At 68.9% G+C, this 12,393-nt stretch carries 10 protein-coding genes; 1 reads left to right on the top strand and 9 read right to left on the bottom strand.

What is annotated here, in order from left to right; all coding sequences use genetic code 11:
* Together glmS and ACI2L1_RS36855 are read right to left on the bottom strand one after the other, a co-directional pair.
* Nucleotides 1–1,519 (bottom strand): glutamine--fructose-6-phosphate transaminase (isomerizing) (gene glmS / locus ACI2L1_RS36860; RefSeq protein ID WP_404743792.1); only part of this gene is annotated, 1,519 nt, incomplete at its 3' end.
* A 14-nt stretch (nt 1,520–1,533) separates the two neighbouring features.
* Nucleotides 1,534–1,791, bottom strand: coding sequence for a hypothetical protein (locus tag ACI2L1_RS36855; RefSeq protein ID WP_362667664.1), 258 nt, complete (start codon nt 1,789–1,791; stop codon nt 1,534–1,536).
* A 186-nt stretch (nt 1,792–1,977) separates the two neighbouring features.
* Here ACI2L1_RS36855 and ACI2L1_RS36850 point away from each other — a divergent pair, with 186 nt between their 5' ends.
* Nucleotides 1,978–3,540, top strand: coding sequence for a fibronectin type III domain-containing protein (locus tag ACI2L1_RS36850; protein ID WP_404743791.1), 1,563 nt, complete (start codon nt 1,978–1,980; stop codon nt 3,538–3,540).
* Nucleotides 3,541–3,557: 17 nt separating this feature from the next.
* Here ACI2L1_RS36850 and ACI2L1_RS36845 read toward each other — a convergent pair whose 3' ends face one another.
* The 7 genes from ACI2L1_RS36845 to ACI2L1_RS36815 all read right to left on the bottom strand — a co-directional run bounded on the left by ACI2L1_RS36845 (nt 3,558) and on the right by ACI2L1_RS36815 (nt 12,332).
* Nucleotides 3,558–4,451: a DUF4429 domain-containing protein gene (locus ACI2L1_RS36845; protein WP_404743790.1), complete on the bottom strand. Its 894-nt coding sequence runs from the start codon at nt 4,449–4,451 to the stop codon at nt 3,558–3,560.
* A gap of 23 nt (nt 4,452–4,474) precedes the next feature.
* Complete coding sequence (locus ACI2L1_RS36840) at nt 4,475–6,172, bottom strand: RICIN domain-containing protein (protein ID WP_404743789.1); 1,698 nt, start codon at nt 6,170–6,172, stop codon at nt 4,475–4,477.
* Nucleotides 6,173–6,342: 170 nt separating this feature from the next.
* The gene (locus tag ACI2L1_RS36835) at nt 6,343–8,115 is read right to left on the bottom strand and encodes an IucA/IucC family protein (protein ID WP_404743788.1); all 1,773 of its coding nucleotides are present in this window, start codon (nt 8,113–8,115) and stop codon (nt 6,343–6,345) included.
* Nucleotides 8,112–8,654, bottom strand: coding sequence for a GNAT family N-acetyltransferase (locus ACI2L1_RS36830; protein WP_404743787.1), 543 nt, complete (start codon nt 8,652–8,654; stop codon nt 8,112–8,114). The genes ACI2L1_RS36835 and ACI2L1_RS36830 overlap by 4 nt, the downstream gene beginning before the upstream one ends.
* Entirely contained in the window at nt 8,651–9,928 is a 1,278-nt protein-coding gene (locus ACI2L1_RS36825; RefSeq protein ID WP_404743786.1) for a lysine N(6)-hydroxylase/L-ornithine N(5)-oxygenase family protein, read from the bottom strand. Before ACI2L1_RS36825 ends, ACI2L1_RS36830 begins: the two co-directional genes overlap by 4 nt.
* A complete protein-coding gene (gene desA / locus ACI2L1_RS36820; protein WP_404743785.1) occupies nt 9,912–11,354 on the bottom strand; it encodes a lysine decarboxylase DesA in 1,443 nt (480 codons plus the stop codon). Before desA ends, ACI2L1_RS36825 begins: the two co-directional genes overlap by 17 nt.
* A gap of 141 nt (nt 11,355–11,495) precedes the next feature.
* On the bottom strand, nt 11,496–12,332 hold the full coding sequence (locus ACI2L1_RS36815; protein WP_404743784.1) for a siderophore-interacting protein: 837 nt from the start codon (nt 12,330–12,332) through the stop codon (nt 11,496–11,498).
* Between the last annotated feature and the right edge of the window lie 61 nt (nt 12,333–12,393).

The following is a 12,393-nucleotide window of genomic DNA, read 5'->3' as shown; positions in this document are numbered from 1 at the left end:
GGCCGTGCTTGAGCTCGGAGGCGGGGTAGGCCTCGGCGTGGATGTAGGAGACCTCCTTGAGCTTCAGGGAGGCCTCGCGGGCCACCGGGTAGCCCCGGACGCGGCCGACGAAGAGCATCGAGCGGGCCTCGGCGTACTGCTCGGCCAGCTTCTTGATCTCCTCCTCCTGGTCCAGGATCTCGGTGATCTGGGCCGGGAGCCTGCGCAGGCCCTCGATGATCCGCTTGCCGTCGCGGACCGAGAGGTCCCGGGTGCGGCCCAGGTGCAGGGCCAGCAGGGCGAAGGCGACCGTGGTGTTCGTGAAGCACTTCGTGGAGACCACGCAGACCTCCGGGCCCGCGTGGACGTAGATGCCGGCGTCCGCCTCGCGGGCGATCGCCGAGCCGACCACGTTCACGACGCCGAAGACCCGCGCGCCCTTGCGCTTCAGCTCCTGGACGGCGGCGAGGACGTCGTAGGTCTCGCCCGACTGGGAGACCGCGACGTACAGCGTCTCCGGGTCGACCACCGCGTTGCGGTAACGGAACTCCGACGCGGGCTCGGCGTCCGCGGGGATACGGGCCAGCTCCTCGATCATCTGGGCGCCGATCATGCCCGCGTGGTACGAGGTGCCGCAGCCGAGGATCTTCACCCGGCGGATCTGGCGGGCCTCACGGGCGTCCAGGTTGAGGCCGCCGAGGTGCACGGTGGAGAAGCGGTCGTCGATGCGGCCGCGCAGGACGCGGTCCACGGCGTCGGCCTGCTCGTGGATCTCCTTGTGCATGTAGGTGTCGTGGCCGCCCATGTCGTAGGAGGCGGCCTCCCACTCGACGGTGGTGGGCTCGGCCGTCGTACGAGTGCCCTCGGTCGTGTAGGTGCGGAAGTCGTCGGCCTTGAGGGTGGCCATCTCGCCGTCGTCCAGCGTCACTATCTGCCGCGTGTGGGCGACCAGCGCGGCGATGTCCGAGGCGACGAACATCTCCTTCTCACCGATGCCGAGGACGACCGGCGAGCCGTTGCGGGCCACCACGATGCGGTCGCCGAAGTCGGCGTGCATCACGGCGATGCCGTAGGTGCCCTCGATCACCCGCAGGGTGTCGCGGACCTTGTCCTCCAGCTTCTCCGCCTGGGAGCGCGCGATGAGGTGGACGAGGACCTCGGTGTCGGTCTCGGAGAGGAACTCGACGCCGTCCGCCTCCAGCTTGCGGCGCAGGTCGGAGGCGTTGTCGATGATGCCGTTGTGGACGACGGCGACCTTGTGGTCGGCCGACATGTGGGGGTGGGCGTTGACGTCGGAGGGGGCGCCGTGGGTGGCCCAGCGGGTGTGGGCGATGCCGGTCGTGCCCTTGAAGCGGGCCGGGACCTTGGCCTCCAGGTCGCGCACCCGGCCCTTGGCCTTGACCATCTTCAGGCCCGCCGTCTTCGGCGAGGTGACGACGAGGCCCGCCGAGTCGTAGCCGCGGTACTCCAGCCGCTGCAGGCCCTCAAGGAGGAGGGGAGCGACATCACGCTTCCCGATGTATCCGACGATTCCGCACATTGAGTAGATATCCCTCAGCCATAGACAATGCGGCGCAACTGCCTGAGCGTAAGCTCTGGCGGGGCCACCGCGCGGTATTTCAGGTCCGCCTCGATCCGTCCGAAGATCTCCGCGTTGACCAGGCCCTGGGCCTGCAGTTCGCGGTGGCGGCGACGGACGAACTCCACGGTCGTCTCGTCGAAGTAGGCGAGCACGTCCTGGATCACCCGCAGCGCCTCGCCCCGGCTCAGGGGCGTGGACCGCGTCAGATGATCAACGAGTTCGTCGTGCACCCGGTAGATCCTGAGGGACATCGGCGGGTTTCGCAAGAAAGCTGCCCGATATCGGGCAACGGCCTGTTAGAAAGCCTTGGGCGAACATTGAATCTCTCATGAGTCCCTGTTCGCGGACTGTCCATACGGCGTCTTGCGTGACGTCGCCCAGGGAGACGAGTTTCAGACGCCATGGACATTCCTCGTATGGGAGTACCGGACCAGCTCGCCGAGCGCATGAGCATGGCCGAGCAGCACGAGTACCTGCGCGCCAGATTCTCGCGGCGCAACATGATCAGGGGCGGCGCCGTCACGCTGGGCGCTGTCGCGGGCGGCGCCTTCGTCCCGGGCGCCGTCGCCCAGGCCGCCACGCCCACCCAGACCTTCGCCTCCGCCGCCACCGTCGACGGCTCCCTGGTCGCCCCCTTCGGGCGCCACCTCGCCTACGGCACCGACGCCGCCACCGAGATGACGATCTCGTGGCAGGTCCCGGTCGCGGTCAAGAAGCCCTTCGTCCGCATCGGCGCCCACCCCTGGGACCTCTCCCGCAAGATCGAGGCCGAGGTGCGCACCCTCTACACCCCGGCCGGCGTAGGCGCCAGCGCCGACCACACGCAGTACTACGTCCACGCCAGGCTGAGCCACCTCAAGCCGGGCCGGACGTACTACTACGGCGTCGGCCACCAGGGCTTCGACCCCGCCGAGCCGCACCTCCTCGGCACCCTGGGCACCTTCACCACCGCGCCCTCGCGCAAGGAGCCCTTCACCTTCACGGCCTTCGGCGACCAGGGCGTCAGCTACCACGGCCTGGCCAACGACAGCCTGATCCTCGGCCAGAACCCGGCCTTCCACCTGCACGCCGGCGACATCGCCTACGCCGACCCGTCCGGCGCGGGCAAGACCGCCGACACCGGCTTCGACTCGCGAGTGTGGGACCAGTTCCTCGCCCAGACCGAGTCGGTCGCCAAGTCCGTGCCGTGGATGGTGAGTTACGGCAACCACGACATGGAGGCCTGGTACTCGCCCAACGGCTACGGCGGCGAGGAGGCCCGCTTCACGCTCCCCGACAACGGGCCGGACAAGAAGAACCTGCCGGGCGTCTACTCCTTCGTCCACGGCAACACCGCGATCATCTCGCTGGACCCGAACGACGTGTCCTTCGAGATCCCGGCCAACCTCGGCATCTCCGGCGGCACCCAGACCAAGTGGTTCGAGACGCAGCTCAAGAAGTACCGGGCGGCCAAGGACATCGACTTCATCGTCGTGTTCTTCCACCACTGCGCCTACTGCACCTCCACCGCGCACGCCTCGGAGGGGGGCGTACGCCAGGAGTGGGTGCCGCTGTTCGAGAAGTACACGGTGGACCTGGTCATCAACGGCCACAACCACCAGTACGAGCGCACCGACGTCATCAAGGGCGACAAGGTCGTCAAGAAGCTCCCGATCGGCGAGACCGCGTACCCCGAGACCGAGGGCGTCGTCTACGTCACGGCGGGCGCCGCGGGCCGCAGCCTGTACGCGTTCTCCGCCCCGGACTCCTACGAGGGCCACCTCAACGAGCGGGACTCCGTCGCCTCCTTCGTCAACACCAAGGACGGCAAGGTCAACGAGACCGTCGCCTGGTCCCGGGTGCGCTACCTCAACTACTCCTTCCTGCGCGTGGACGTGGAGCCCGCCCCGCGGGGTCACTACGCCAGGCTGAAGGTGTCGGGCATCGCCGAGACCGGTGACCGCATCGACCACTTCACGGTGGCGCGCAAGGCGAAGTAACAGCTCCCGTACGGCTGTCACATCCGCTTGAGGATCGCCTGCTTGGCCAACGTGAACTCCTCGTCCGTCAGCACCCCGGTGCGGTGCAGCTCACCGAGCTCGCGCAGACGGCGCAGGAGGGCATCGTGGCCGTCCTCGGCGGAGGCGACCGGAGAAGAAGGCGTTTTCGGTCGTACGTGCTGTTTCGTGTGTACGTCGATGGCGGCGGCCCGGGCCGGGTGCGGAAGCCTGGCCTGGACCGCTGCCGCGACCAACGCCATCAGCGGGTCCTTCTTGAAGCCCCACAGCTCCACCGCGTTGGGGTCGTACTTCGGCGGGGCCTTGGTCGGGGCGTGCCGCACGGTGAAGCGGAGGTGGCCGTTCTCCAGGCCGGCCGCGGGCTGCCACTCCACGGCGACGACGTCGGCCACGGCGAGGGTCCGGGCGCCGGCGGAGGCCTTGGCGTCCTCCGTCTTCCAGTTCCACTCCAGACGGATGTGCTCGCCGTCGAAGGCCGCGGTGCCGTCGCCGGCGGACACCGCCAGGGGGACGGCCGGCCCCGGGAGCAGATACCCGTCCACGGGGTCGGTGGGGACCTGGTCCAGGAGCAGGGCGTTCCTGACCTCGTCCACGAAGTACTCGGCGACGCCGTAGCGGTCCGACTCGACGATCAGCTGGTAGGGGTCGTGCGGTTCGGACAGCCGGCCGCCGGTCGCGTGCAGCAACGGGTCGGCGCCGTCGCGCAGCCGTAGCCGCAACCGGCCGCTCTTCTTGCCCTGTTCGAAGGAGATGCCCGCCAACGCGCCGAGGGGGACGACGAGTTCACCGAGCGTCTTGCGGAGCAGACCGACGTTCTTGTCTCTTCCCGGAGTGAGCCGCAGAGCGTCGCCGTCGAAGACCCATGTGCCGTCCTTCTGGAGGATTTCCGCCATGGGGAAATTCTGGCATTCGGACCTCAGTTGCCCAGTGCCTTGGCCAGAGCGTCGTCGAGGACGTACCGGATCGCCTTCGCGCCGGTCCCGGCCGACAGCATGCGGATCTCGCCGTTCCTGATCCCCACGGCGATGTCGGTGTTGTCCTGGCAGACCAGGGTGAAGGTCCTGTCCTTACGGGGCTTGAGGAGGAAGGCCTGGTCCTCAGGGTAGGGGGCGGCGTCGCCCTGCTGGTAGGCGCAGGGCCGCAGCTGCATGGGGTCGCCCACGGCACGGTAGCCCGCGATGTCCAGGCAGAAGGTCGACGCCACGTGCTGCAGGTCGACCGCCCCACCCCCGATGGCGACGACCCGCCACTGCTGCGCCGCCTCCCCGTCGCAGACGGCCGGCGCGGGGATGTTGCCCGGGGAGTCACCCGTGCCGACGCCGAGACAACTCCCGGGCGTGGCCGCGCTCTTCAGCGCGATGGTCGCCAGCACGGTCCCCGCACCCGGGGAGGCCGACACCGAGGGGGACGGGACCGGCGAGGGCGCGGCGGGCGGCGGCCCGTAGGAATCGACGGCCGCTCCGGTCCGGGTGCCGGACAACAGGTTCAGAGTGACAGCGGTGGCAACGGCGGTGACCACGACGGCGACCGCTATGGCGAGCACGGGACGACGTGGAGCCGGGTCGGCGGGGCGGGGTTTCGCAGGGACGGTACCTGGAGGGGCGGGGGCGCCGCGGGAGTTGAGGGGCTCGGGCGCGGTAGGGGCGGTGTGGGAGCCGGTGAAGGGGGGAGGGTCGTCGGGGACGCCCGGGGTGTCGAGGGGCCGGGGAGTGCCCGGAGCATCGGGTGTCCTGGATGTGGCCCCGTTGGGCGGCTGCCCCGGGCCCAGTCCGCCCCTGACTTTTAACGCCACCTTGGCCCACGAGCCCGGCTTGGCCCGCGAGCCGCGCTCCGAGGGGACCGGGCCTGTCCCGTCGGCCCGTTCCGGTGCCGTTGGCTTCGCCGAGCGGTACGCCGGGCCGCCCCAGATCAGGAGCCGGTCCACGAGCAGCGGGCGCAGCTCCCGCGGCCGTCCCGATGTGAGCGTGCGCAGCAGGGCCATGTCGTGGGTACAGAACTCGCAGGTCTCCAGGTGCTGTTCGAGGTCCGCCGGGGTCTCGCGGTGCGTGCCGCGGGCGATCGCGCCGAGCATGCCGCCGTAGTGCACGCAGCGGGCGTCGGCCGTGTGCTCGGCGCGCAGCCGCAGGAAGGTGTCGGCGAGCCGGGAGCGGGCCGATTCGGCCATCGACGCGGCGAAGTCCAGCGAGGTGTTCAACACCCGGGCGGCGAAGTCCGGTTCGCCCTCCGCGAGGCACAGCCACAGCGCGGCCCGTGACTGGTCGGCCAGCTCCCCGAAGGCCCGCAGCAGCAGGGAGTTGTGCTCCACGCGCCGTAGCGTGTCCGTCGTACCGAAGGACTCGCCGGCCCGCTGGGCCCAGTCCCGGAAGCCGGGGCGGAGGAGTCCTGAGCGGCCGTCCGCCAGCCAGCCGAAGGCCGCCCGCCGTACGTCGGCCAGCAGGGCCGGGCGCATCGCGGGCCCCTGCTGTGCCACCAGCACCGCCACGGCCAGGTCCGCCGCCGTGGCCGGCCTGCCGCAGAACGCGCCCGCGTAGGCGTGGACGGCCGTGACGTCCTCCGCCGGGAACCCGGTCGCCGGGTCGTGCAGGACGTGCTGTGGCGTGTGCTCGGACATCATCGTCTCGTCTCCCCCCGAGGAGCGGCGGTCACGGCAAGATGTGGACCGTAGTGGCACTCACTATGACGATGCTGTGCTCACGATGTGCTCAACAGAGACAAGAAGAGCCGGAAAATGACGGGGCCCGGGAGGACCGTACTCCCGGGCCACGCCTGTCCGTTGGGGCCGTCCTACAGGCCCGCGATGGGGTTGTTCAGGGTGCCGACCAGCTGGAGCGCGCCCGACGGGTCGGCCAGGTCCACCATCTGCTTGTTGTTGCGCAGCTGGAGCCGGTTGAGGCAGGAGCGGGCGAACTCGGGCGCGAACATGTCGTACTGCCGGAACTTGTCGGCGAGTTCCGGCATCGAGTGCTGGTAGTCGCGGGTGACCTCGGCGACCGTGCGCCAGAAGTCCTCCTCCTCCAGGATTCCCTCGGTGGCGAGGTTCGCGGCGAGGAAGCGGAAGAAGCAGTCGAAGACGTCCGTGAAGATGGACAGCAGCTTCTTGTCCTCGGGGACCTCGACGCGCAGCCGTTCGACCGTCGGCGGCAGCACCGCGTCCGGATCCATGACGGCGATCTCCTCGGCGATGTCCTTGTAGACCGCCCGCTCGACCACGCCGTCCTTCACGACCAGGATGACGTTCTCGCCGTGCGGCATGAACACCAGGTCGTAGGCGTAGAAGCTGTGCAGGAGTGGGGTGTAGTAGGCGCGCAGGTAGCGGCGCAGCCAGTCCGTCGGGGTGAGGCCCGACTGCTCGATGAGCGCGCCCGCGAAGGACCGGTCCTCGTGGTCGACATGGACCAGGGAGGCCATCGTCGCGAGGGACTCGCCGTCCTGGAGGGAGGGGACCGGGCTCTCGCGCCACAGCGCGGCCAGCATCTTGCGGTACGCCGAGTAGCGGTCCGTGGCGGCCTCGTACTCCAGGTGCCGGTAGCCGACCGCGGCCCGCTCGCGGATGATCGTGAGGCCCGTCGACTTCAGTACCGGGTCGCCGTCGATGAGCGCGGCGAGCCAGTCGTTGATGGCCGGGGTCGCCTCCATGTAGGCGGCCGAAAGTCCGCGCATGAAGCCCATGTTGAGGACGGACAGGGCCGTCTTCACATAGTGCTTCTCCGGGTGCGACCTGTTGAAGAAGGTCCGGATGGACTGCTGGGCCAGGTACTCGTCGTCGCCCTCGCCCAGGCACACGAGGAGCCCGCGGGCGATCTCGGCGGCGAAGGTGACGGTGAGCTTGTTCCACCACTGCCAGGGGTGGACGGGGATCAGGAGGAAGTCGGCCGGGTCGAGGTCCTTGTCCCGCAGGACGCCGTAGAAGCGCTCGACGGTCTCCTCGCCCAGCTCCTGGCGTACGAAGGACTCGTACTCGATGCCGACCCCGGCCGTGAACGCGGCGCGGGAGCGGTGCGCGGCGAGCCAGACCAGGCGGACCGGGCTCGCGGTCTCGGGGGCGTACGAGAGGTACTCGTGGACACCGAAGCCGAGCCGGCCGTTGTTGGCCACGAAGCAGGGGTGGCCCTCGGTCATGCCGGTCTCGATGTCCTGGAAGGAGCTCTTGACCAGTTCGGCGACCGGGACCTGGGGCTTGGTGAGCTTGTAGCAGGTGCCCGAGAGGGTGGAGGAGATCTCCTCCAGGTAGACCGGCAGGATCTCGTCGCTCAGGCCCAGGGTCTGCTTCAGCTCGATGAAGAAGTCCAGGGCCGCGAGGGGGAGTTCGGCGCCGTCGCGGTGCCGGGTGATGGACGCGGCGTCGACCTGCCAGTGGTCGAGGGCGCGGCGGACGGCCGTGAAGTCGTAGCGGGTCTTTCCGTCGTCGCTGCGGACGACGTACTGGTCCTTGTCCGTCTCCTCGGGCTCGATCAGCCGCTCGTGCGCGAACTCCGCGAGGCCCTTGCGGATCAGCAGGCGGTTGGCCGTCTCCCAGCGCTCGGGGGCGAGGTGCGCCACGGCGTCGGCGAGGCTCATGCGGTCACCCCCGTGGCCGTCAGGAACTGTTCCCGGGTGCAGAAGCTCAACAGGGCCATTTTCTCCGGCTTCTGGATCTCGCGCTCGGGCACGAACCCGACCGCTTCGTTCAGGGCGTGGACGGCCTTGTTGGACACGTCCGGCTCGACGACCACACGCTCGACGGCCGGGTCCTCGAAGAGGTGGGCCATCACGGCGGTGATGACGGACCGGGTGAAGCCGTGGACGGGCCTGTCGGTCGCCGGGGTGAGGAAGTGCATGCCGACGTCACCGGGCCGCGGCTCGTACAGGCCGACCAACTCCCGGTGGGCGGGGTCGTACTTCTCCATCAGGAAGGCCGGTTCGCCGTCCTCGTCCAGGCCCAGCAGCGCGTGGTGGTGCTCGTCGGCCGCGATGTCCATGTAGGCGCGCTCGACGTCCGCCGGCTTCGCGTCCTGCATCATCCAGAACGCGGCCTTGGGATGGGTGACCCACCCGTGCAGCAACTCGGCGTCCTTCAGGGGGTCGAGGGGGCGGAAGGTGAAGGTCGTACTGCTCATACGGCGAACTCCTGGAACGCGATCGACTTCTCGACCGGGTAGTACTCGGTGCCGAGCAGCTCTCGGATGATGTAGCTGTTGCGGTAGGCACCCATGCCCAGGTCGGGGCTGGTGATGCTGTGGGTGTGGACGCCGGCGTTCTGCAGGAAGACGCCTCTGCCCGTCACGTCGATCGCGTAGTTGCGGGCCACGTCGAAGTTGCCGTGGGAGTCATGGACCAGGCGGTCCCTGACCGGCGCCAGGAACTCCGGCTCGGCGTACTTGTAGCCGGTGGCCAGCACCAGACCCTGGGACTCCAGCTCGAAGTCCTTCTCCTGCTCCTCCTGGCGGAAGGAGAGCGTGTACGTGCCGTTCTCGTGACGCGCGCTGTTCAGCGAGGAGTTGGTGAGCAGCAGGGTGGGGACCGGGCCGCCGAGGTTCTTCTGGTAGAGCAGGTCGAAGATCTCGTTGATCAGGTCGCCGTCGATGCCCTTGAACAGGCCCTTCTGCTCGGCGGTGAGCCGGTAGCGGGTGGCCTCGGGCAGCTCGCGGTAGTAGTCGATGTACTCCGGGGAGGTCATCTCCAGCGTGAGCTTGGTGTATTCGAGGGGGAAGAAGCGCGGGGAGCGGGTCACCCAGTTCAGCCGGTAGCCGTGGACGTCGATCTCGCTGAGCAGGTCGTAGTAGATCTCCGCGGCGGACTGACCGGAGCCGACGAGGGTGATCGACTCCTTCTTCACCAGCTCGCTTCTGTGCTGCACATAACGGGAGTTGTGGAGGAAGTCGCCGCCCAGGCCCCGGCAGGCCTCCGGGATGTACGGCGGGGTGCCGGTGCCGAGGACCAGGTGGCGGGCGCGGTACACGTCACCGTCGGAGGTCGTCACGACGTACACGTCGTTCTCGTACGTCACCTCGGTGACCGTCGTGCTGAAGCGGACGTTGCTCAGCTTGTTCGCGGCCCAACGGCAGTAGTCGTCGTACTCCACCCGCAGCGGATAGAAGTTCTCGCGGATGTAGAACGAGTACAGCCGCCCCTTCTCCTTCAGGTAGTTGAGGAAGGAGTACGGCGAGGTCGGGTCGGCGAGGGTGACCAGGTCCGACATGAACGGGGTCTGGAGATGGGCGCCCTCCAGGAACATGCCGGCGTGCCACTCGAAGTCGGGCTTCGACTCCAGGAAGATCCCGTCGAGTTCGTCGATGGGCTCCGTGAGGCAGGCGAGGCCGAGGTTGAACGGGCCGAGCCCGATCCCCACGAAATCGTAGGCTTTGTTCGGGACTTCAGGACGCGCGGTCAAGGGACTCTCCCAGGTACTGCTCGGCGTGGCCGGCGATCAGATCGAGTACGGCGGCCATGTCGTCGACCGTCGTCTCGGGGTTGAGCAGGGTGAACTTCAGGTAGTGGCGGCCCTGGACCTTCGTGCCCGCGACCACCGCGTCGCCGGAGGCGAACAGGGCCTTGCGGGCGTACAGGTTGGCGCGGTCGATCTCGGCCGGGTCCTTGACGGCGGCCGGGACGTAGCGGAAGACGAGCGTGGAGAGCGTGGGTTCGACCACGACGTCGAAGCGCGGGTCGGTGGCGAGCAGTTTCCAGCCCTGGGCGGTCAGGTCGACGACCTCGTCGAAGAGCTCGCCGATGCCGTCGGCGCCCATCACCCGCAGGGTCATCCACAGCTTGAGCGCATCGAAGCGGCGGGTGGTCTGCAGGGACTTGTCCACCTGGTTGGGGATGCGCTCCTGCACCATGCGGCGCGGGTTGAGGTACTCCGCGTGATAGGTGGCGTGCCGCAGCGTGGCCGCGTCGCGGACCAGCACGGCGGACGAACTCACGGGCTGGAAGAAGGACTTGTGGTAGTCCACGGTGACCGAGTCGGCGCGCTCGACGCCGTCGATGCGGTCCCGGTACTTGACCGAGGCGAGCAGCCCGCAGCCGTAGGCGGCGTCGACGTGCATCCAGACACCGAACTGCTCACACAGTTCGGCGATCTCGGGCAGGGGGTCGATGGAGCCGAAGTCCGTGGTGCCGGCGGTGGCGACGACGGCCATGGGGACGAGGCCGTCCCGCTTGCAGCGCTCCAGCTCACGGGCGAGGGCGACGGTCTGCATGCGCTTGTCGTGGTCGACGGGGACGGAGACCACGGCGTCCTGGCCGAGGCCGAGCAGTTTCGCCGACTTCTTGACACTGAAGTGGCTGACCTCGGAGGCGAAGATGCGCAGCTTGGCCGTCGTGTCCGTCTTGGCCTCCTCGCGGGCGAGCAGGAGCGCCTGGAGGTTGGACTGCGTGCCGCCCGAGGTGAACACACCGTCGGCGACCGGGCCCAGACCGATGCGTGCGGTCGTCCAGTCGATCAGCTTGCGCTCGATGAGGGTGCCGCCGGCCGACTGGTCCCAGGTGTCCAGGGAGGAGTTGACGGCGGAGAGGATCGCCTCGCCGAGCACGGCCGGGATGACGACCGGGCAGTTGAGGTGGGCGAGGTAGCGGGGGTGGTGGAAGTAGACCGCGTCCCGGAGGTAGACGTCCTCCAGTTCGTCGAGCGCCGCGGTGGTGTCCAGGAGCGGCTCGTCGAGGTCGATCTCGTCGATGCGGGGGGTGAGGGCGTCGACGGTGACGCCGGTGAACGGCCGGGTGGTGGTGGCGAGTTTGGCCGCCACCCGCTCGATTCCTTCGGTCACGGAGCGGCGGTAGCTCTCCGCGGTCGTGTCGTTGAGCAGGTGCGAGCGCATGAGGGGGTCCTCCGGTGGGGACAATCCGTGCGGGACGGGCCAGGAGCGGGGCGGAAACCCGGCTTCAGCTTAGGTAAGCCTAACCTAATTAACGCAGGCGAAACCTCGCCCCAACCGTGACTGCCATCACTTCGACGGGAGTTACTCCCCGGCTTCCCGGAGCTGTTCCTCGGACAGTCCCTGGCGCCAGTACCCCACGAACGTCACTCGCCGCCGGTCGATCCCGCGCTCCCGCACGAAGTGCCGCCGCAGCTCCTTCACGCACCCGGACTCGCCGGCGATCCAGACGTACGGCCGTTCGGCGGGCGGGAGTTGGGCGTCGCGGAGGGCGCCGAGCGCCATGGGGGAGCACTCGGCGCCGGTCTCCTCCTTCACCAGCCAGGTGATCTCGGCGTCGGCCTCGGTCGCCAGGTCCTGGATGTCCCGGGCGTCGTGCACCTCCAGCCAGACGCGGGCACGCTGTCCGGCCGGGAGGGCTTCGAGGATCGCGGAGACGGCGGGCAGCGCGGTCTCGTCTCCCCACAGCAGCACCAGGTCGGTGTCCTCCGGCGGCCGGAACCGAATGGCCCGGTTGTCGGCGATGGCGGGCCCGAGCAACTGGACCCTGTCACCGACGGAGGCCCGTGCGGCCCACGCGGACGCGGGCCCGGCGGGCTCATGCAGCACGAAGTCGATGTCGATCTCGTCGGGATCCCGACGCAGACTCCGCAAGGTGTACGACCGCATCACGGCCCGCACGTCATCGGGCTGCTCCCGCCAGCCCTGCCACCACCCGTCCCCGAGCTCAACGGGAACCCCGGGCTCGGTCCGCCCTTCGGCGGGGATGAAGAGGGACAGCGACTGGTCGCGCCCGTCGGAGAAGAAGCACTGGAGATCCTCTCCGGTAAAGCTGACCCGGACGAGAGACGGCCCGAGCCGCCTCGTCCGTGCCACCTGGAGGGAGAAGAAACGGAACGGAGCGGCTACGGCCGTAGTCATCGGGTAACTCCTGAATCGACGTCAGGTACGCCTACCTAGGGGCGCGGGGCTGCATCAATTT

It is taken from the genome of Streptomyces sp. NPDC019531, assembly GCF_044903305.1.
Taxonomy (GTDB): Bacteria; Actinomycetota; Actinomycetes; order Streptomycetales; family Streptomycetaceae; genus Streptomyces.
The sequence above is the reverse complement of the archived record's forward strand: the minus strand, read 5'-3'. Positions and strand labels throughout refer to the sequence as shown.

Coding starts and splice junctions, on each gene's coding strand:
- ACI2L1_RS36835 (WP_404743788.1), bottom strand. CDS start 8,115: ATGAGCCTCGCCGACGCCGTGGCGCACCTCGCCCCCGAGCGCTGGGAG.
- ACI2L1_RS36815 (WP_404743784.1), bottom strand. CDS start 12,332: ATGACTACGGCCGTAGCCGCTCCGTTCCGTTTCTTCTCCCTCCAGGTG.
- desA (WP_404743785.1), bottom strand. CDS start 11,354: ATGCGCTCGCACCTGCTCAACGACACGACCGCGGAGAGCTACCGCCGC.
- ACI2L1_RS36830 (WP_404743787.1), bottom strand. CDS start 8,654: ATGAGCAGTACGACCTTCACCTTCCGCCCCCTCGACCCCCTGAAGGAC.
- ACI2L1_RS36840 (WP_404743789.1), bottom strand. CDS start 6,172: ATGATGTCCGAGCACACGCCACAGCACGTCCTGCACGACCCGGCGACC.
- ACI2L1_RS36850 (WP_404743791.1), top strand. CDS start 1,978: ATGGGAGTACCGGACCAGCTCGCCGAGCGCATGAGCATGGCCGAGCAG.
- ACI2L1_RS36845 (WP_404743790.1), bottom strand. CDS start 4,451: ATGGCGGAAATCCTCCAGAAGGACGGCACATGGGTCTTCGACGGCGAC.